Here is a 21315-nt window from a genome sequence, read left to right as displayed (position 1 = left end):
CTTTGCCCCGAAAATCTGATTTAGGCTCATGATAGATACCAATATATTTCAAGATAAGACGGCGGTTTACTATACGTTGGGGTGCAAGCTGAATTTCTCGGAGACCTCGACTATCGGTAAGATCCTGCGGGAGGCAGGAGTGCGTACGGCACGCAAAGGAGAGAAAGCGGATATATGTGTGGTAAACACCTGTTCGGTCACCGAGGTGGCCGATAAGAAATGCCGCCAGGCCATTCATCGGCTGGTGAAGCAGCATCCGGGCGCTTTTGTGGTGGTGACGGGATGTTATGCCCAGTTGAAGCCGGATGTGGTGGCAAAGATAGAAGGTGTGGATGTTGTGCTTGGGGCGGAACAGAAGAAAGACCTGCTCCGGTATCTGGGCGATTTGCAGAAGCATGAAACGGGTGAAGCCTATACTTCCGCTTTGAAGGATATCCGTTCGTTTGCTCCGTCGTGTTCGCGTGGCGACCGCACCCGTTTTTTCCTGAAAGTACAGGACGGTTGCGACTATTATTGTTCCTATTGCACCATTCCCTTTGCCAGAGGACGCAGCCGCAACGGAAGCGTTGCTTCTTTGGTGGAACAGGCCCGTCAGGCGGCAGCCGAAGGTGGAAAGGAGATTGTGCTGACGGGGGTCAATATCGGTGATTTCGGCAAGACGACGGGAGAGACTTTCTTTGATTTGGTCAAGGCATTGGATGAGGTGGAGGGCATTGAGCGTTACCGCATATCTTCCATTGAGCCTAATCTGCTGACGGACGAAATCATAGAGTTCGTGTCCCGTTCCAAGCGGTTCATGCCTCACTTCCACATCCCGTTGCAGTCGGGCAGCGATGAAGTGCTGAAGCTGATGCGCAGGCGGTATGACACAGCACTGTTTGCTTCTAAGGTGAAGAAGATAAAGGAAGTGATGCCCGACGCGTTTATCGGAGTGGACGTGATTGTAGGCACGCGTGGGGAGACGGAAGAGTATTTTGAACAGGCATACCGCTTCATTCAGGGGCTGGATGTGACGCAACTTCATGTGTTCAGCTATTCCGAACGTCCGGGTACGCAGGCCTTGAAAATAGAGCATGTGGTATCCTCCGAGGAAAAACACAGACGCAGCCAACTTCTGCTGGAATTGTCGGAGGAAAAAACGCGTTCGTTCTATGCCCGCCATATCGGACAGACGATGCCCGTTCTCTTGGAACGCTCCAAGCCGGGGACGCCGATGCATGGCTTCACTCCGAACTACATCCGGGTGGAGGTTCCGCACGATGATGCGCTGGACAACCGCGTGGTTCCGGCGCGTATGGGAGAGTTCAATGAAGACGGTACGGCTCTTCTGGGTCTGTTGGGCGATGCCGGCGGCCGGTAACTGATAGCCGTAATTAATGATCGGAATTAGTAATTTGAAATTGACAGAGTGAAATCAAGATTAATCTATTGGCTGACTTATGCCGGTATGTGGCTGTTGGCGTTATTGCCTTTCAGGGCGCTTTATGTGCTGTCCGACGGATTTTGCTTTCTGATGCATCACATTGTGCACTACCGGCGCAGGGTGGTACGCAATAACCTGCGCAACGCATTCCCCGAGAAGTCCGAAGCGGAGCTGAGGGAGATAGAGCGCAAGTTCTACCGTTACATCTGCGACTATATGCTGGAGGAGGTGAAGATGCTGCGCATGTCTTTCAAGGAGCTTTGCTGTCGCATGGAATATGACAATAAGGAAGAATTTCTTGCCATGATTGAAAGGCATGGCGGGATAGTGCTCCTCATTCCCCATTATGCAAACTTCGAATGGATCATAGGCATGGGGGCTATCATGCAGGAGGGCGACATACCGGTGCAAATCTACAAACCGCTGCACAACCGATATATGGATGCGATGTTCAAGCGTATACGCGCCCGTTTTGGCGGTTACAATGTGCCGAAACATTCTACGGCGCGCGAAATCATCAGGTTGTGTCGCGACAATAAGCGTGTGGCAGTGGGAATGATAACCGACCAATCCCCCAATATCAACGAGGCTCATCATTGGACTACTTTCCTGAATCAGGACACCGGCTTTATGGACGGCGCCGAACGCATAGCCAAGCTGATGGATTTCCCCGTATTCTATTGTGAATTGAAGAAGCAGCGCAGGGGATATTGCAGGGTGGAGTTCGACTTGATAACCGAAACTCCCAAAGAAACGGCCGACGGAGAGATAACCGAACTGTTTGCCCGAAGGCTGGAACAGACCATTCGCAGGGAACCGGCTTATTGGTTCTGGTCGCATAAGCGCTGGAAACTGAAACGCGAAGATGTGGTGCGGCATGGATAAGGTGGCTGTTGTCATATTGAACTGGAACGGCTGTGAGATGCTACGTTCGTTTCTGCCGTCCGTAGTGCGCTGTTCGGATACGGAGGGCACGGAGATTTATGTGGCGGACAACGGTTCGACGGATGCTTCCGTTGAGATGCTCCGCCAAGAGTTTCCTTCCGTACACCTTATTATATTAGACAAAAACCGGGGCTTTGCCGAAGGCTATAACCTTGCTTTGCAGCAGGTGTCTGCCGAATATGTGGTGCTGCTGAACTCCGATGTGGAGGTTACCGGGCATTGGCTTGCGCCGCTGGTGGACTATATGGATGCCCATCCGGAGGTTGCGGCGTGCCAGCCCAAAATCCGGAGTTGGCGGTACAAGGAACGGTTTGAATATGCAGGCGCCGCCGGCGGGTTCATAGACCGTTACGGCTATCCTTTCTGCCGCGGGCGGATAATGGGAGTGGTGGAGGAGGACAACGGGCAGTATGACACCGTTGTTCCGGTGTTCTGGGCTACGGGAGCTGCCTTGTTCATACGCCTGAAGGACTATCAGGATGCCGGCGGACTGGACGGACGTTTTTTTGCCCACATGGAAGAGATCGACCTGTGTTGGCGGCTTCGTGCCCGCGGGCGGATGCTGGTTTGTGTACCCCAAAGCACCGTCTACCATGTGGGGGGCGCCACCCTGAAGAAAGAGAATCCCCATAAGACTTTTCTCAATTTCCGCAACAATCTTGTAATGTTGTATAAGAATCTGCCGGAAGAAGAACTGGGCTATGTGATGCGTGTGCGGACGGTGCTCGATTGTGTGGCTGCCCTGAGTTTCCTGTTGAAAGGCCAGTTTGCCAATATGTGGGCGGTGCTTCGTGCACGCCGCGCTTTTCATTCACTCCGCCCCCTGTTTGCGGCTGATCGTGAAGAGAATCTGAAAAAAACATCCCTTCCGGTTATTCCCGAACGGACAAAAAGCAGTATCTTGGTGCAGTTTTATTTACATGGGAAGAAGTTCTTTTCCCGCTTGTAAGAACTGTTCTCTTTTTCTAAAATTATTGTATCATTAAAAGTTATTGTTTTATGGACAAATTGGTAAGGAAGATCGGGTTGGTGGCGCATGATGCCATGAAGAAAGACCTCATAGAGTGGGCGCTTTGGAATTCGGAGTTGCTTATGGGACATAAATTCTACTGTACGGGCACTACGGGAACACTTATTCTGGAAGCGCTGAAGGAGAAGCATCCCGATGTCGAATGGGATTTCACAATTCTTAAATCCGGCCCTTTGGGCGGCGACCAGCAGATGGGTTCGCGCATTGTGGATGGGGAAATAGATTATCTCTTCTTCTTTACAGATCCCATGACCTTGCAGCCGCACGATACGGATGTCAAAGCCTTGACACGTCTGGCTGGTGTGGAGAATATTGTTTTCTGCTGCAATCGCAGTACGGCCGACCACATCATTTCGAGCCCTCTCTTTCTTGATCCTACTTACGAGCGTACCGTTCCCGATTACAGCAACTATGCCAAGCGCTTCGAGAATAAACCGGTCGTTGCCGAAGCCGTTGAGTCGGCAAAGAAGAGGAAGAAAAGAAAATAATGTTGATATTTATTAATGAGAATGCGGTGCTTTGCAATCTCATGATTATCAAGATGTAATATAACAGCCTATCTCAGTCCCATACAGAGGCTACCTTAGTCCTATACTGAGACAGTCTTTGTATGGGACTGAGATAGGCTATGTATGCGATCGTCTTTTGAAAAAACTCGTTTTGTAAAGGAAACGGAATGCCCGTATAATATTGCTACCGTTTCATTCACTGCTGCTGCCTGGAAGTATGAATCTCTATTCCTGCCGCTTCTATGTCCGCTCCCATTGGCGGATTGCGTTTTGACAGTTTCAGTTCGATGTCCTCTATTGGGGGAAAGTCTCCGAACAACCGTTTCACAATACGTCCTCCGACGTGCTCCAACAGCTTGGAGGGAATTTCCATCTCCTTCTTCACAGTTTCATATACTTCCGCATAGCTTACGGTGTCTGTTACATCATCACTCTGCATGGCATGCTCGATGTCTACTTTCAGTCGCAAACTGACGACGAACTCATTGCCGACTAAGGTCTCTTGTCGGCCCACGCCATGATGGGCGAAGAAACGTATCCGATCCAAAAATATATAACTGCTCATAATGAAAAGATAATAGTCTTTCATGCAAACTTATGGATAATATCTTTGTTCTACAAGTCTTGGAACGCGATTTTTGTACTTTTCAGGAAAAAAGGACGTGAAAATTTTTATTCTAATTATATTTCTATAACTTTGCATTGAAGTTCGGTGGCGACTGTGGCTTGATTTTTTTTAATAAAATATAATTAGAAGCGTTGTGCTTTGTCCTCTAAATGGAAACCTAGGAAATTTTCATTATTTAGCGAAGGACAGCACAGTGGATTCTCACGTTTATAGCGTGGGACTGCTGTCTGTTTTCGTTAAAGGGCTATTCCTAGGGCCTCCATTTAGAAACAGCACGCAGCTCCACGTTTCTGTTTCTAACCGGTCCTTTTCGGAGTTTGGAGGACGCATGCTTCCGGTCTGCCTGTGCAGATAGAAGTTTATAAGACGTTTATGCAAATAAGAATATTGTTGGTTCTATTGTGCGTACTTTTCATGACTCCGAATGGCGTGTATGCGAAAGCGGGTAATGGGGAAAATACCCCGCACCATGCCAAGCGAATATTCAATCCGGACTCACGCACCGGGCGCAATAACCATTCATTGCTGCTGAAAACGAATGTGGCGGCGTGGGGAATGGCAATTATGAACGCAGCGGTGGAATATGACATCTCGCCTGCTGTTTCTGTCCTTTTACCTTTTTATTACTCTTCTGTCGATTATCTTACTTCTTCCCGCAAGTTCTGCACTTTCTGCGTGCAGCCCGAAGTGCGTTACTGGTTCAGACAAGTGGACGGACTCTTCACCGGTGTACATGTCGGGGTGGCCTCTTATAATTATGCCCTTAAGAACAATACCTACCGCTATCAGAACAGTGATACGGGTGCCCCGTTGCTGAATGTGGGACTTGCTGCCGGCTACCGTCTCCCGCTTGGAAAGGGCGGGCGCTGGTGTGTGGAGTTTTCGTTGGGAGTGGGGTATGCTTATCTGGATTATGACCGTTTCTTCAACATTCCCAACGGCGCTTATGTGGATACACGCCATAGGAATTTTTTCGGCATAGACCACGTAGGCATCTCGTTGGGCTACCGCATTGATTGGAAAGGAGGCCGGCGATGAAAAAACTGTTGATAGCTGTCTGCAGCTTGTTGTCCATATCCCTGCTGGGAGGATGCAGCGTGCGCGAATTGCCGGAGGACGGCGGAGTAGACCCTACGATTGTGCATACCGAAATAGTCCTGTTGCCCGGTGCGGACATGACCCCGTTCGATGTTCCGGAATTCTCCACCCGCGCCGCCGACCCTCGTGAATACAAGGTGCGTTACATCGTGGAAGTCTATGCCGATGATAAGTTCGACCAAAGCCTGCAATTTCGCCGCCAACTCATTTGTGATGAGGGAGATACGGAGGATGTGACTTTGGAATGTGACCTTCATGCACGCAACTACCGGGTGGTGGCATGGCGCGACTTTGTGCTTGCTTCCGGAGTTTCCGGCAATGTTGCCGACGACTGTTTTTATACTACCTCTGATTTCTCTGCCGTCAAACTGAAAGGAGACTATACGGGCGGAACCGACTATAAGGATGTGTTCTGCGGGCAAGCTGCCCTTGACCTTTCACCCTATCGCTGCCAATCGGAAGCCGGACACCGCGAGGAGATGCAACTGGAGCGTCCGTTGGCAAAGGTGGAGTTGATTACCACCGACATTGTCAAGTACCTCAACAAGCTGGAGCAAACGAAAAGTATCCGGGACGCAGCCATAGATGATTTTACGGTGCAGGTGCTTTATACCGGATATTTCCCCGTAGGCTTTAATGTTGTCTCCAACCGCCCCAATGAGGCGGTTATGGGCATAAAGTTCACTTCCAACCTTCTCGTCCTTTCAGACAATGAAGCCTGTCTGGCTTTCGACTACGTGCTGGTGAACGGCGAAGAATCTTCCGTCACCTTAGAAATGATCATTTACAACGAGGAGGGACAGGAGGTGAATCGCGTCACCGGGGTGGAAGTGCCTCTCAAGCGGAACAAGATAACCATGGTGCGCGATGAGTTCCTTACTCGTGAATTTGCTCCCGGCATCGGTATTGACCCTGGTTTTGACGGAGAGATAAACGTGGTGGTTCCTTAATTTTCTTATTCAAAAAAATAATATATGTCTCACTCAAACAAAACTAATATGAAAAAGTATTTCTCACTACTGGCAGGTCTTATCCTGTTGGTTTTCACAGCCTGTCAGAGTGACGAGCTGGTGAATGGTGGAAGAAACGGCGAAGTGGCCGCTTCTTTCAGTGTACAGTTGCCGGATGACGGCCATTCTGCTGTCACCCGCGCTGCCGGTGACGGTGTGCAGGTGAACCGTTGCATCATGGAAATCTATCTGAATGACGAATTGTATAAGCGTGAAGTCAGTGCCGTTCAGGCGGATGGGCTGACAGCTAAATTCGATGTCCGTCTGGTTACGTCACAAACGTATAACTTCGTATTCTGGGCAGACCATGTGGCGTCTGCTGAAGGTGAGGATATTAAAACCGATTTGCATTACAACACTGCTGACCTTCGTAACATAGCTATGATAGGCACTTACAATGGGAGTAGCAAGGATGATACGCGTGATGCTTTCTCTGCTAGTCTGGAGAAGCTGGTTACAAATGCTTTTTCTGAAAGTGTGGAGTTGACTCGTCCGTTCGGACAGTTGAATATCAAGACGGAAGATTTGGCTTTGATTCCTGAAAATCAAAGAGAGGCATTGACTCCGACAACTGCTACCTTGTCGTTCAAGAACCTTTATACCGGCTTTAATGCTGCTACGGGGGATTTGATTGGCGAACCGATAACTTTGGCTTACGAAAAAGCGGCAGATGTGGTGGATGCTACCGGTAATCTGACTGTGGATTATCTTTTTGCACCGAAAGCTGTAGGCGAGCAACATTTGGTAAATATGACACTTGCCGTAAACAATGCTGCCGGTAAGCTGATTACTACGAAAGATTTGAATACTATACCTGTTCAGCGCAATTATAAGACAAATGTAACGGGCAATTTGCTGACGGTTGACGGTAAGGTTAAGGTAACAGTAAAGCCTACGTTTTCTTCTCCTGATTTAAGTGAGACAGTGAAAGAAGTAGCGCTCGTAAGTGAAGTCACTGAAGCCTTAAAAACCAATACTAACGTTGTCGTTACGACACCTCCGACGCAGGCGGAAACCATTTCATTACCTAAATATGAGGAAGAAGATGTAGCGGTGTCCATAACATTGCCTGAAACAGCTCAGGATATTACTATTAATTATTCATCGGAAGGCGGTGAAGAGAGCAAAAATGCTCCTAAGGAATTGAAAATAACGACCCCTTCTGCTAGTAAGGTAATTATTAAGGCGGAAAAGTCTACCGTAACATTGAATGGACAGTCTTATACAGCAGTTGAGGCTGCTACGGCGGAGAATACCTTGATTGTGGAAAGTGGTGTTACTATCGGAACACTGACGTTGAAGAAAGGTAATGTTAAGCTTTATGGAAAGATAACTGCTGCTGTGACGAAGGAGACGGGTTGGAACGGAACTATCATCCGCTGCCTTGATAATCAACAAAGTTATGATAACTTGATAACCGATGCTATTTCAGGGTATACCGGCATTTTGATTGAACGTGAAGCTACATTCGATGCGGCCAAAGTATCTGCCAATTCTTCGGCAACCGTAGGGAAACCAATGAAAATTGCTGCTAACGCCACCATCTCCAACCTGAAAATACATGTAGATCAGGCTGCCGTATCTCCTATCGAGATAATCGACGGAGCTGCCAATGTTACATTTGATAACTTGACAGTATCTTCTACCAATGAATATCCATTGGTGAAAGTATTAGGAACCAATCAGAAAATTACTGTCCGTAACAGTTCTTTATTGCTGACTTCCGGTAAGTCTAATCAGTCTGGTTTCAACATTCAGAACGGCGGTACCGGTAATGTGATTACAGCTTTACTGGAGAATTCCTATATTGGCTTTGGAGCCACGAAGTTGAATGTGGATAAGTCGCAGGATTATGATTATACGAGCGAGAAGAGCGATAATTTTAAAAACTCTTCTTATTCGAGAGCGATTACAGTAGGACGTAATAGTAATAAAGCGTATGATGGAACGGCTGTGACAAACCTGACTGTAAACGATTGTGTTTTTGAAGGAGTGTACTATGCTATTAATACATTGCATAATGTATCGTTGAATATCAATGTGGATAACTCCATTCTTGACGGGCGTGCTGCTTTCAATATTTGGTCTACTGCAAATGCCGGCTCTGTTTTTAATGTGAAGAATTCTAAGCTGATAGGGCGTAACTGTTTTTCTGGTCCTACGGAAGTATTTGCCACTGTTGTGTTGAATGACTATAATGCCACCGATGCCGCACCAGTTAAGTATGTGCGTAACAATACAATAACGTTGGATAACTGTGATGTAGTGAGTGATAATGTTCCACAGACAGAAACCAACTATCAGTATGGTGTAAGCATGCGTTCTCCTTATTATAATAAACTGATATTGAAGAATAATACAAAGTTCCGTGAAACCCGGACGCCGCGTTTGCCGCATGTGGTAGATTTCAATGCCAATGCTTGGCGCAATGAAGTGGTTGATGATGGCTCGATAAATCTTGACGGATGTGCAACGGGTGCAACAGTGTTGCCAAGCCATAAATGGAGTGGACACAGTTATGCTTCCGTAGGAACCGTTGCTGATGACGGTAAGATTTACATAGGTGATCCGGATGTGTTGGCCGGCTTTATTCAAAGCGGAGCCGATGGAAAGAGTGTGGAAGTGGTGCTTGTCCGCGATTTGGATATGGGTAGCCATAATATCACATTGAGCACTTCGTTTGAAAGTATAAGTAATTGTACTTTCAACGGAAATAATCATACCATTGCCAATTATACTTTGTCGAACAAGCAATATGCAGGCTTGTTACCTAATGCCATTCGTGTGACTGTCAAGAACCTTACTCTGAAGAATGCGAATATTACAGCAGTTAATGATGGCAGTAACAATGCTTATGCCGGCGGATTTATCGGTCGTGCCTATGGTACGAACGTGGTAGAGAATTGTACACTCGAAAATAGTATCGTGCAGGGTATCAATAAAGTGGGTGGCATAGCCGGTTTCCAGGCTGAGAATGGTATCAGCATCAGAAAATGTACTGTGAAAGGTTCGACGATTAAGGTAGATACCGAGAATCAGGAGTATGGTCAGTGTGGCGGTATTTTAGGTTATATCGGTTCAGTGGCGGTTGCCAATGAAGTAAGCGGAAATTTCATCATCAATACCAAAGTAGAAGCTCCGGCTAATACGAATATCGGTGAGGAGCATCGTAAGAGCAGCATTTGTGTAGGTACATTGCAAGGTGTGAAAGGTCAGTCTTTGGTTATCGATATGCCGTTCAGCTATATTCAAAGTTCAACCTTTAATGGTAAGACGATCGATAAAACAGAATATATGGGGCTGCTGGGAGGAATACGATACGAGGAAACCCAGCCTTCGCTGACTATTAACGGTACGAGATTTTAGGAATGTCTTTCTATTCTAAAACATTATTAATATGAAAAAGAGTTTTTTACTGCTGGCGGGTCTTATCCTGTTGGCTTTCACAGCCTGTCAGAATGACGAGTTGGTGAATGGTGGAAGTGGCAACGAGACTGCTGTATCTTTCAGTGTGCAGTTGCCGGGTGCTAATGCTCCTTCTACCCGCGCGGCGGGCGACGGTACACAGGTGAACCGTTGTATCATGGAGATTTATTTGGGTGACAAACTTTATGGTGAGCGTCAGGTGGTGCCTGTGGCGGGTAATAAAACTGCGACCTTCAACGTGAGGCTGGTAACTTCACAAACCTATGACTTTGTGTTCTGGGCGGATGTTTCCGGAGAGGGAGGCATTAAGACCGACAGACATTACCAGACTACTAATGGTTTACAGAATATTTCTCTTCTCGGAAATTATGCCGGAAACGATGACTCTCGCGATGCCTTTACGGGCGTATTGCTGAGTAAGTTGGTGACCGGAGCCTTCAATGAGGCAGTGGAATTGACCCGCCCCTTTGGTCAGTTGAATATTAAGACCACAGACCTTGGGAGTATTCCCACAGATAGAACGGCGCTTATTCCTGCCACTGCATCGTTGGCGTTCAAAGGGGTATATAAGGGCTTTAATGCTCATACAGGCGCAGTGACAGGTGATTTGGCCGCACTTTCTTACAACGAAAATGCTGCTGTTGTAGATGGTGATGGTGCACTGACCATGGATTATCTTTTTGCTCCGAAAGAGGGACAATTGCTGACGAATATGGTGTTGACAATGAATAATGCCGCTGGAGAGAAGATTACCGATAAGGAATTGAGTAATATTCCTGTTCAGCGTAACTACAAGACGAATGTGACAGGCAGCATGCTGACTGTGTCGGGCCAGTTTGTCGCAACCTTAGAACCGGCGTTCACAGGTGATTTGGATAAGAAGATTGTGGAAGTAGCTAATATTGCAGACGTAGCCGATGCGTTGAAAACCTGTGATAATGTAGTTGTTACAACTGCTCCGGCGCAAGATGCAACCATTGAGTTACCTAAATATACGGCAACGGATAAGGCTGTTTCCATTACATTGCCGGAAACAACGAATAAGACGGTGACGATTAATTATACCAATGATGCAGGAAATTCAAATCCTCCGAAAGAACTTACTATCATAGCTCCGCAAACCAAAAAACTGGTCATTGACGCAAAGCAGACAACCGTCTATCTGAATGGAACGAAGTATGATGAGATAGAAGCCGGTACTGCCGAAAATACGTTGGTAATCAATGACGGGGTGACTGTTGACAAACTGACAGTGAATGCCGGTAATGTAAAGGTGTTTGGTAAAGGTACGATTACTACAATTCTAAAGAGCACCGAAAACACCGGCATTACATATATTTATGCTTCAAATCAGGCACAGCTTCCCGCCACCTTGCCGCAAGGCTTTGAAAAGGTGTCTTTGGAAGCGGAGAACCTCAAAGAGGCTATGGCTGAAGGCGGCGTATATCAGTTGAAAGAAGATGTTGACATAACAGGTAGAAGCATTGAGATTCCTGCCAATAAGACGGCTACCTTAGACCTGAACGGCAACACCATTACAGCAGCCAATCGGGGAGTAGACGGAATTGCGGTATATGGAAATCTGACACTGAAAGACAGCAAGGGAAACGGCCGGATTATTGCAAATAAGGATTATACAGGCGGCGCTTATGGTGCAGGCTTGATCCGTATTATAGGTGAAAATGCGGCTATGATTATGCAGAGCGGCACTATTTATGCCGCCAGAGAAAATGCTACAAATAATGGGCAGTATGGTGTGGCTGTTTATGAAGGTGGCGATTTCACCATAACCGGCGGTAAGATCGAAGCAGGCTGGTCTGCGGTGTTAGGTAATGGTAAGTACAAAACGCAAAATAGTGTAATCAGGATTGAAGGCGGTGAGCTGATTTCTACTTCCGATTATGCAGTGTACTTGCCGCAATCCGGCACAACCACCATTAGTGGCGGTAAGGTGTATGGTGTAGGCGGTGGTGTATGCATCAACCGCGGTACACTGAATGTTGAAGGCACAGCCTTGATCACCAGTAAGGGTACAGGCGATACCGGAGATTGGGGCGACGGTACCGGCAATATGGAAAGTGCGGCAATCAATGTAGCTGCCAAATATGGCGATTGTGTCGTGAACATCAAAGGCGGTACACTGACAGCAGAGGCTAATGCGCTTGTTTCTACGGGCAATGCCGGCTACACACCGGCTATCAACGTCAGTGGCGGTACATTCTCCGATCCGAGTCTGCTCGGCCATCTGTCTGCCGGGGCCAATGTGAAAGTCAAACTTCTGAAGGACTATGAGGGTCCGGGACTGGGCATTTTCTATGGTAAAGATAAAAATAATAAAGAGGAAAACGGTAGCCGGGCTACGGTTGAGATAGACTTGAACCAACATGCATGGAATCTTACCAATGATCCGTTATTTGGTTCTACCGGATACCAGAACCAATACTTCCATCTTGAAAAAGATGCTTTTGTTACTTTCAGGAATGGTACTGTTCAGCCCAAAGAGGTGGCGTCAGGCAGGATGCTTATACAGAATTACTGTCATCTGACACTGGACAAAGTCAAACTGATTGGCGGAAGTTCTTGTAAGTATGTTATCTCCAATAATAACGGAAGCTGTACGATTTCAAACTCTACCATTACTGCTGCAGCAGGACAATGTGCGTTCGATGTTTACTCCTACAAGCCTTATCCGGGAGGGGTAACGGTCACTGTCAATGGCCAAAGCGTCATTAATGGCCGCGTAGAGTTTGACGGTGATAGCGGTAAGAAGAACGGTAATCTTGTCATTAATGGTGGTACTATCAATGGTAACTTGAGTGCGAATAATGATTATTATGACAGCATAAACAAGAACATTATCATCAAGGAAGGCGTTACATTTGGCGCAGACGTTACCGGATGGGACGACTATAAATAACTATGGTAATGCGGCGGATGCCGCTTGCCGGAAATATATAGAAACATCCAGTTTGCATGGAAAACAGTTGGAAAGTGTTCCGTTTCCATGCTATACTGTTTGTATTTGTTTGTTTGTTTTCCCTGCGTTGTGAAACGCGGGGAAATTTTTTATATGATTTGGCTTTGTAAGCTCTCAATTTAGTACGTCAATCCGAATAACCATAGCGGAATTTCATTACGGAAGCCCACTTCGATATTATTCAATGCCAGGTAGCCTTTTTCCACACCGGCCAATTGTTGCTGTGTCTTGTTTTTTATAAAATACAAAAGCGGTGGAGTTTTGTATTCTATAAAATACAAAAATAACAGAAAATTGCATCTTGGAGAATACAATTAACAGGAAAGCGGTGGAGACTTCTCAAAAGTTTTCCACCGCTTTCTTATTAATTATCAGTTTAAATGCACTTGTCTTATCGTCCGTTTTGTGCGATAAGTTCTTTTATCTTTTCATTCAGGCTTTCGGCTTTCATCAGTTGCTCCAGCGTCAGGTGCATGCGCCAGCGCCAGTAGTGACGTGGGTTGGCTGGCACATTAATGCGCTCTTCCTGTGCGTTGGGGTTGCGCCATTTGCCGTCCATGGACATCCAGTCTTGCAGGGAGAGGATGGCGAGTATGGAGTTGCTTTGCAGATGCTTGCGCACCACCTCTTCGCAAAGCTCGGGAGTGGCAGTTGCGGGGGCAGCGCCATAGTGTCCGAGCATCGTGTTGTAGTAACGTTGCGTTTGCTGAAAGTCTTCTTCCCACCAGCCGCGCAGTGTGGACATGTCGTGGGTGGATATGGTGCAGACTGAGCGGTATGGATACCACTCCGGATGCCCGAACTCCTGTGTGGGGTCTTTGGGCATGCGCTGTATCTCCAGTGAGAGGATACGCAGATCGTTCATCACCCATGCCACGCAATCGGGAATCATACCCAAGTCCTCACCGCATACCAACATTCGGGTGGACTGTGTCAGTTGAGGCAGCTTGTTCATGGCTTGCTCGCGCCAGAACTCGTTGTGGCGGTGGTAGTAGTAGTGGTCGTACAGGCGGTTGAAGGCCGATTTCTCCCAATCATTCAGGGAGCGGTACACATAGTCGTGTTGCACGCCGATACGGGGATGATATTTGTACGGGTCGTGGCGGTCGGGTACAAACAGTACGTCGCTGATGAGCGCATACAAGCCGTCGCGCACCCAAATGCTGTCTTCGTCCGTCTTGCCGGCAAAGTAGGCTTCTACCTTACGTTGGGTGTCAAACTCCGGACGCATCCGGTAGATTTCCCACGTGTCCGTCGGTTCGATGAAGGTTTGCTTCACGTAGTCGGTGTGCGGACCGAACATCTGTCCGAGGAAATATTCGTGTATATACGGTTTCAGGAACTCATCGCGAAAGGGGAGTCCGTAGCTTTCTATCTCTTCACGTGTCATGGGTAGGGCGGGTACAAACTGCCCCAGCAGGCCATGTACGGCGTGCATCGGGATTTCCCAGATGCGGAAGAAGCCGAGGATGTGGTCGATGCGATAGGCGTCGAAGTATTCCGCCATTTTGCGGAAGCGCTTCATCCACCATGCATAACCGTCTTTTTCCATGACATCCCAGTTATAGGTGGGGAAGCCCCAGTTTTGTCCATTCACCGAGAAATCGTCGGGTGGTGCGCCGGCTTGTCCGTTCAGGTTGAAATAATGGGGTTCTGTCCATGCTTCTACGCTGTTGCGACTGATGCCGATGGGGATGTCGCCTTTCAGTACGACGCCGTTGGCGCGTGCGTGTTCAGTGGCGGCGAGTAGCTGCCGGTGCAGGTTGAACTGGATGTAATAATAGATGGCGATATGCGGATAATCCGCCGATTCCGGCTGGCAGAGTTTCTCTATCTCTTGGATGTCGTAGCTGCTGTACTTCGGCCACTCGCGGAAGTTGGGCGTTTTATAGGCGTCACGCAGATAGCTGAAAACGGCATACGGTTGTAACCATTCCTTGTTCGACTCGAAAAACTCATGGAAGGCTGCCGAGGCCAGCACCTTCTCTCCCTCTTGCTTGAAGATGAGGTGGAAGTATTCCCATTTGGTTTTGTTGACTGCCTCATAATCGACGGAGGGCAGGGCATTCAGTTCCTTCTGACGTTTGTTGAACGCAGCCATAAGTTTCTTGTCTTTCAATGCACCCAGTTGTTTCAAGTCTGTGTACATCGGGTGGAAAGCATAGATGGAGATGCTGTTATAAGGATAGGAGTCTGTCCACGTATGTGTCATGGTGGTGTCGTTGATCGGCAGAATCTGTACGGCTTTCTGCCGGGTGCTGACGGCCCAGTCGATCATGCGTTTTAAATCGCCGAAATCGCCTACACCGAAACTTTTCTCGGAACGGAGTGAGAATACGGGTACGGCAACACCCGAACCTTTCCAGACGGGAAGGTTGAAATATACATAACGGTCACCGATAACCAGTGTCTCGTTTGCACCGCTTTGCGGGTCCGCCATATACCGGTTCGGATTGTTTTCCCAGCATACGGCGCGGCGTTCTTTCTTGTTGTATAGAATGAATTTGTATTCCAACGGAAAATGGATTTTGGAGGCATCTGCCTCTATTTGCCATTCAGGGAAGTTGGCATCACTCATAAGTACGGCCTTGTCCGGATTCCAGTTTCCGAAGATCGGCTGGTTTCCGCAGATGCCCAGACAGTGGTCACTGTCGATGCAGGGGGCATACGCTTTTATCAGCAGGCCTTTTTTATGCCCCTTAGGAGCAGCACTGCGTTCGCGGTGTGCCAGAAGGGATTCCGTAAAGGCGGAGGTGTAGAAATATTGCTGCTCCGGCAGGTTCTTCCAGCAATCTTGTATCCGGTAGGTTTTCTTGGAGTTTCCGGAGAGGTAAAGAGTGCGGGGCAGGCTGTTCCACTCGACACGTATAGGGTGCCCGTCGCGGAAAATATAGTAGCTGTATAGGACGTATCCGCTTTCCGGCACTGCAATGTCTGCTTCCGCAGCCCAATGGATGCCGTCTATGGTTTGTAGCGGAAATGCTTTGGAGGGATGTCCGTTTCCAAGTTCCGGGATGGAGCCTGAAACTCTGACTTCTTCACCCCAATTGGTTCTGTACTCGATATTAAATGATAAGGTCATATATATTAGATTTAGAAATAGCAATAGCTGCAATGATTATGCAAGTATAAAAAATATTCTTCATAATCATGCAGCTATTGTCTGCTATCTCGTTTAAAATCCTATGCAAACGTTTGCTCTTCCGATTATCCGCAGCGGGATGCACCGCAAGTGGTGCAGATGAGACAACCTTCCTGATAGACAAGGGTTTCGTTGCCGCAGTTCGGGCATTTTTTGCCTTTGGCCTCTGTGCCGTCTGTGACGTACTTCTTCAGAGCGCGTTCCACACCGTTCTTCCAAGTATTGATGTTTTCGCTATCCAGCTGGAGTGAGCTTACCAGTTTCATTACCTGCTCGATAGGCATGCGGTAACGCAATACGCCGGAGATGAGCTTGGCGTAATTCCAATATTCCTTGTTGAATTTCTCGGACAGTCCCTCGATAGTGACCTTGTAACCGCGTTTGTTCTCAAACTGGAAGTCGTAACGCTTGTTCCCGTTCTCATCGACGTTCTTGATGATATGTCCTGTTGAAACATTCTTCGGGAGGATGATGCCTTCGTCGTCATCTTGAAGACCGGTGAATATCTCGTAGGGATGTCCGTCCAGCAATCCGACGAATGCCACCCATTTTTCCTTATTGTTCTGGAAACGCACAACGTCTGCTTCAAGCACTTTCGGACGTGTCTCGACAACCGTAGGCGGCTTGCATGGCGGGAGTTCGTTTTTCTTGTCGCTCTTGGTGGAGATGAGTACGCCGGAACGCGAACCGTCACGATACACCGTACAGCCTTTACAGCCCGATTTCCATGCTTCGACGTACAGGCGGTTTACCAGTTCCTCGTCCACATCGTTCGGTAGGTTAATGGTTACATCAGCCAGTCTACATCGTTGGAAGTCGCTTTATAATAAGGTGACTTCTCAACCAGTGCATCTATTTCTTCTTGCGTATAGCGTTTGGCTGGGTCGTAACCTTCTGCCTCCATCCATGTCACGAATTTGGGGTGGAATACGATGTATTCTTCAAAAGCGTCTCCGGTTTCGTCGACAAAGTCGATATGTACGTTGGAATCGTTCGGGTTGACTTTGCGGCGGCGTTTGTAGACGGGCAGGAATACGGGTTCGATGCCGGAAGTGGTCTGTGTCATCAAACTTGTTGTACCTGTCGGCGCAATGGTGAGACAGGCAATGTTACGACGGCCGTATTTCTTCATTTCCTCATACAGTTCGGGGTCGGCCTCGCGCAAACGGTTGATGAACGGGTTGTTCTTCTCACGTTCGCTGTCGTAAACTTCAAAAGCACCACGCTCTTTTGCCATTACCACAGACGAGCGGTAGGCACTCAGCGCTACTGTCTTATGCACTTGTTCGGCGAATTCGGTCGCTTCTTCAGTGCCGTAACGCAATCCCAGTGCTGCAAGCATATCGCCTTCGGCGGTGATTCCCACACCGGTACGGCGACCCTGACCGCTTTTCTTATATATCTTCTGCCACAATACGCTTTCAGTATGTTTCACGTCTTCGCTTTCCGGATCGGCATCAATCTTGGCCATGATGCGTTCTATCTTTTCCAACTCCAGATCGATGATATCGTCCATGATGCGCTGGGCCAATGCAACGTGCTTCTTGAAGAGGTCGAAATCGAAGTAAGCGTCCGGCTTGAACGGATTGACTACATAGGAATATAGGTTGATAGCCAGCAAGCGGCAAGAGTCGTAGGGGCATAAAGGTATCTCACCGCAAGGGTTGGTGGATACGGTGCGGTAACCCAAGTCTGCATAGCAATCGGGTACAGACTCTTTTAGAATGGTATCCCAGAAAAGCACACCGGGTTCGGCGGACTTCCATGCGTTGTGCACAATTTTTTTCCACAGATCGGTGGCATTGATTTCTTTCTTGAATACAGGATCGGTGGCGTCAATCGGGTATTGCTGTACGTATGGTTTGCCATCAATGGCTGCTTGCATAAATGCATCGGTCAGTTTGACGGAAACATTGGCGCCTGTCACCTTGCCTTCTGTCATTTTTGCATCGATGAACGCTTCCGAATCCGGATGCTTGATGGACACGCTTAACATGAGCGCACCCCGACGACCGTCTTGGGCCACTTCACGAGTAGAGTTGGAGTAGCGTTCCATGAAAGGAACCAGTCCGGTGGAAGTCAAAGCGGAATTTTTTACCGGAGAACCTTTTGGGCGGATGTGTGATAAGTCGTGTCCTACTCCGCCGCGGCGTTTCATCAGTTGTACCTGCTCTTCGTCCACTTTGAAGATGGCGCCATAAGAATCGGCTTCACCGTCCACACCTATAACAAAACAGTTGGAAAGGGAAGCCACCTGATAGTTGTTACCGATCCCGGTCATCGGACTTCCTTGCGGAACGATGTATTTGAAGTGGTTGAACAACCCGAAGAGTTCTTCGGAACTCAGTGCGTTAGGATACTTGGCCTCAATGCGTGCCACTTCGTTGGCTATTCTCCAGTGCATGTCTTCCGGAGACTTTTCGTAAATATTCCCGAAAGAATCCTTAACTGCATATTTGTTTACCCAAACCCTTGCAGCCAGCTCGTCACCTTGAAAGTATCGTAAAGATTCTTCGTAGGCTTCGTCATAAGAATAAATTTTCTTTTCCACGATGCAATATCTCTTAGATTTAATTGTAAATAAGTAAATGTGTAGAAGTTGTACTTATCGCTAACAAATGTGATTGCAAATCTATGAATGTTTTTTATTATAGCAAAATAAAAAGGTGGAATTTTATTAACCGTATGTAAGTTTTCCAATTTAATTTATTAATTGATTGATTTATATGAGAATATCTTTTTGTGATGAATGAAAAGTTTTCCAAAAAGAAAATTGTGCCTTAACTTATTGCTTGATGGAATTATTCTTTTGGAAAACATGGGAGAATATATTTAGGCCTATTAAACATGTACTCTGTGTTTCTTTCACTATATTTGCAAAAAAAAGAAAGAATGGAAAGCTTAAAACAAAGGAGAACAATTCGTAAGTATCAGCAGAAAGATATTTCTTCTGATTTGTTAAATGATTTGCTTGAAACCGCTTGTCGTGCTTCTACGGTTGGAAACATGCAGGTTTATAGCGTAATTGTAACTCGTGATGCTGACCGCAAAGCTAAATTGGCGCCGGCGCATTTCAATCAGCCTATGGTGCAGACTGCGCCGGTGGTTCTTACTTTTTGCATTGATCTGCGTCGTTTCAGCAAATGGTGTGTGCAGCGCAAGGCGGAACCGGGATATAATAATTTTGAATGGTTTGTCACCGGGGCTGTTGATGCTTTATTGGCAGCGCAAACATTCTGTGTTGCAGCTGAGGAAAAAGGTTTAGGCATTTGCTATTTGGGTACCACTACCTATAATCCTCAAATGATTATTGAGGCACTGGAACTGCCCGAATTGGTTTTTCCTATTACTACCGTTACTGTGGGATGGCCTGCTGAGGTTCCGGCGCAAGTAGACCGCTTGCCTTTGGAAGCCGTTGTCCATGAAGAAATCTATCATGATTATACATCTGAGGATATTGATCGCTTGTATGCTTACAAAGAGTCGTTGTCGGAAAATATACGATTTATAATAGAAAACAATAAGGAAACACTGGCTCAAGTGTTTACGGACGTGCGTTATACGAAGAAAGATAGCGAGGCAATGTCTGAGAACCTTTGGAAAGTGATGAAAGAACAGGGCTTTTAGATTGAAAGGTTAGGTATAATTTATATATAAGGTATAGAGTATGAACTTGCTATATGGAAAGGCAAATGTAACTATACTCTATACCTTATAATTGTTATTCGGGAGTTAGTTCCCTTTTTTCAAGGCTGTTTGGATCTCGTCGATCTCGGCGCGAAATGATTTATCCACTTCTTTTAACTGCTTGATTGTTTTGCAGGCATGCAATACGGTAGCATGATCTTTGTTGCCGATTAGCGTGCCGATCTTTGCAGTAGAGAAATCGGTATGGTTTTTCGCTAAATACATGGCTATCTGCCGCGCCTGCACCACTTCTCGTTTGCGCGATTTGGTATGTATAGCGGCATTCTCCAATCCGAAGTGCTTACATACAGTGGTGATGATATCGTCAATGGTTATGGACTTACTTTCGCAGTTCACAACCTTGCGTACAATGCGTTGTGCCAGTTCCAGGTCGATCTCTTTGTTGTATATAGTGGAATGGGCCATAATGGAGATGACAATACCTTCCAGGTCGCGAACGCTGTTGCCCACATTCTCGGCTATGTAGTCAATGACCTCCGGTGGGAATTGCAAACCGTCGCGGTGTATTTTGTTGCGCAGAATGTTTTTGCGTAATTCTACGGTCGGCTTTTCCAACTCGGCTACCATTCCCCATTTGAAGCGTGTAATCAAGCGCTCTTCCATACCTTGAAGCAATACAGGGGCGCGGTCGGAGGTCAGGATCAGCTGTTTGCCGTTCTGATGCAGATGATTGAAGATATGGAAGAATGTGTTTTGTGTTTTTGTAACACCTGCGAATTCCTGAATATCATCAATAATCAATATATCAATTGTCTGGTAGAAGTTAATAAAGTCGTTGGTCGTGTTGTTACGTACGGAATCGGTGTATTGAACCTGAAATAGATGTGCGGATACATACAATACCCGTTTTTCGGGGTATAGTTCCTTGATTTTTGTACCGATGGCATTGGCAAGGTGGGTTTTTCCCACACCTGACGCTCCGTATAGGAACAACGGGTTGAATATCGTTTTGGCGGGATTGAGTGCCACTGCCTCTGCAACACTGCGAGAAAGCTTATTGCTATATCCTTCAATAAATGTGTCGAAGTTGTATTCCGGATTCAGATGTGGGTCTAAATCAGGAACAGGAATCTGCGGGATAGCTTTGTCTATCGTCGGTTTTTGCGGGATGATAGTACGATGGGTGGATTCGTAGTTTACGGTCTTTTCCGGCCGCGAACTTTTGTCCACCATGACATTATACATCAACTTTGTTCCCTCGCCGATTACCTTGTAAAGAGTCTTACGCAATAGGTCTACAAATTTATCCTCCAGAAACTCATAAAAGAACTGGCTGGGAACTTGTACAACAAGCGTTTTGTCCTCATATTTTAAAGGAATAATGGGGAGAAACCAAGTTTTATATGTCTGTTCAGGAACATTGTCTCTGATAATTTCAAGACAGCGGTTCCACAATCCGACATGATCCTGTTCACTCAT

The 21315-nt window shown here is 47.0% G+C and carries 13 protein-coding genes and 1 pseudogene; 9 read left to right on the top strand and 5 right to left on the bottom strand.

Translation table 11 applies throughout. From position 1 onward, the window contains the following. The first annotated feature begins 28 nt into the window (after positions 1-28). The 4 genes from mtaB to NQ546_RS00055 are packed head-to-tail and all read left to right on the top strand — an operon-like array spanning position 29 to position 3886. The gene (mtaB, locus tag NQ546_RS00070; protein WP_004288446.1) at positions 29-1360 is read left to right on the top strand and encodes a tRNA (N(6)-L-threonylcarbamoyladenosine(37)-C(2))-methylthiotransferase MtaB; all 1332 of its coding nucleotides are present in this window, start codon (positions 29-31) and stop codon (positions 1358-1360) included. Positions 1361-1408: 48 nt separating this feature from the next. Continuing rightward, positions 1409-2308 carry a lysophospholipid acyltransferase family protein gene (locus tag NQ546_RS00065; protein WP_004294019.1) on the top strand — a complete coding sequence of 300 codons (900 nt, stop codon included), beginning with the start codon at positions 1409-1411 and terminating at the stop codon, positions 2306-2308. Then, positions 2301-3317: a glycosyltransferase family 2 protein gene (locus tag NQ546_RS00060; RefSeq protein WP_004288448.1), complete on the top strand. Its 1017-nt coding sequence runs from the start codon at positions 2301-2303 to the stop codon at positions 3315-3317. The genes NQ546_RS00065 and NQ546_RS00060 overlap by 8 nt, the downstream gene beginning before the upstream one ends. A gap of 50 nt (positions 3318-3367) precedes the next feature. Further along, on the top strand, positions 3368-3886 hold the full coding sequence (locus tag NQ546_RS00055; RefSeq protein ID WP_004288449.1) for a methylglyoxal synthase: 519 nt from the start codon (positions 3368-3370) through the stop codon (positions 3884-3886). Positions 3887-4103: 217 nt separating this feature from the next. Here the strand turns inward: NQ546_RS00055 and folB are convergent, their stop codons facing one another. Further along, on the bottom strand, positions 4104-4472 hold the full coding sequence (folB, locus tag NQ546_RS00050) for a dihydroneopterin aldolase (RefSeq protein ID WP_039952989.1): 369 nt from the start codon (positions 4470-4472) through the stop codon (positions 4104-4106). A 435-nt stretch (positions 4473-4907) separates the two neighbouring features. On the opposite strand from folB, the gene NQ546_RS00045 reads away from it, so the two are divergent. From NQ546_RS00045 to NQ546_RS00030, 4 genes are read left to right on the top strand one after another with little or no spacing between them, the layout of a single operon-like run. Beyond that, on the top strand, positions 4908-5573 hold the full coding sequence (locus NQ546_RS00045; protein WP_229094534.1) for a DUF3575 domain-containing protein: 666 nt from the start codon (positions 4908-4910) through the stop codon (positions 5571-5573). Then, the gene (locus NQ546_RS00040; protein ID WP_004288452.1) at positions 5570-6583 is read left to right on the top strand and encodes a DUF6562 domain-containing protein; all 1014 of its coding nucleotides are present in this window, start codon (positions 5570-5572) and stop codon (positions 6581-6583) included. The genes NQ546_RS00045 and NQ546_RS00040 overlap by 4 nt, the downstream gene beginning before the upstream one ends. A 48-nt stretch (positions 6584-6631) precedes the next feature. Beyond that, positions 6632-10009, top strand: a complete 3378-nt coding sequence (locus NQ546_RS00035; RefSeq protein WP_004288453.1) for a DUF6562 domain-containing protein — start codon at positions 6632-6634, stop codon at positions 10007-10009. Positions 10010-10040: 31 nt separating this feature from the next. Next, positions 10041-12986: a DUF6562 domain-containing protein gene (locus NQ546_RS00030; RefSeq protein WP_004288454.1), complete on the top strand. Its 2946-nt coding sequence runs from the start codon at positions 10041-10043 to the stop codon at positions 12984-12986. Between the two features lie 179 nt (positions 12987-13165). Here NQ546_RS00030 and NQ546_RS00025 read toward each other — a convergent pair whose 3' ends face one another. The 3 genes and pseudogenes from NQ546_RS00025 to NQ546_RS00015 form a co-directional block, all read right to left on the bottom strand. Beyond that, positions 13166-13294, bottom strand: a complete 129-nt coding sequence (locus tag NQ546_RS00025; RefSeq protein ID WP_004288455.1) for a hypothetical protein — start codon at positions 13292-13294, stop codon at positions 13166-13168. A gap of 143 nt (positions 13295-13437) precedes the next feature. Beyond that, positions 13438-16128: a 4-alpha-glucanotransferase gene (locus NQ546_RS00020; RefSeq protein WP_004288457.1), complete on the bottom strand. Its 2691-nt coding sequence runs from the start codon at positions 16126-16128 to the stop codon at positions 13438-13440. Between the two features lie 125 nt (positions 16129-16253). After that, positions 16254-18739: pseudogene (locus NQ546_RS00015) on the bottom strand (adenosylcobalamin-dependent ribonucleoside-diphosphate reductase). Positions 18740-19080: 341 nt separating this feature from the next. Between NQ546_RS00015 and NQ546_RS00010 the strand changes: the two are divergent. After that, positions 19081-19815, top strand: a complete 735-nt coding sequence (locus tag NQ546_RS00010) for an NADPH-dependent oxidoreductase (protein WP_172556401.1) — start codon at positions 19081-19083, stop codon at positions 19813-19815. 105 nt (positions 19816-19920) lie between these two features. Here NQ546_RS00010 and dnaA read toward each other — a convergent pair whose 3' ends face one another. Continuing rightward, entirely contained in the window at positions 19921-21315 is a 1395-nt protein-coding gene (dnaA, locus tag NQ546_RS00005) for a chromosomal replication initiator protein DnaA (protein WP_004288466.1), read from the bottom strand.

The organism is Bacteroides eggerthii (assembly GCF_025146565.1).
Lineage (GTDB): Bacteria > Bacteroidota > Bacteroidia > Bacteroidales > Bacteroidaceae > Bacteroides > Bacteroides eggerthii.
This window is presented reverse-complemented; position numbering and strand designations above follow the sequence as displayed.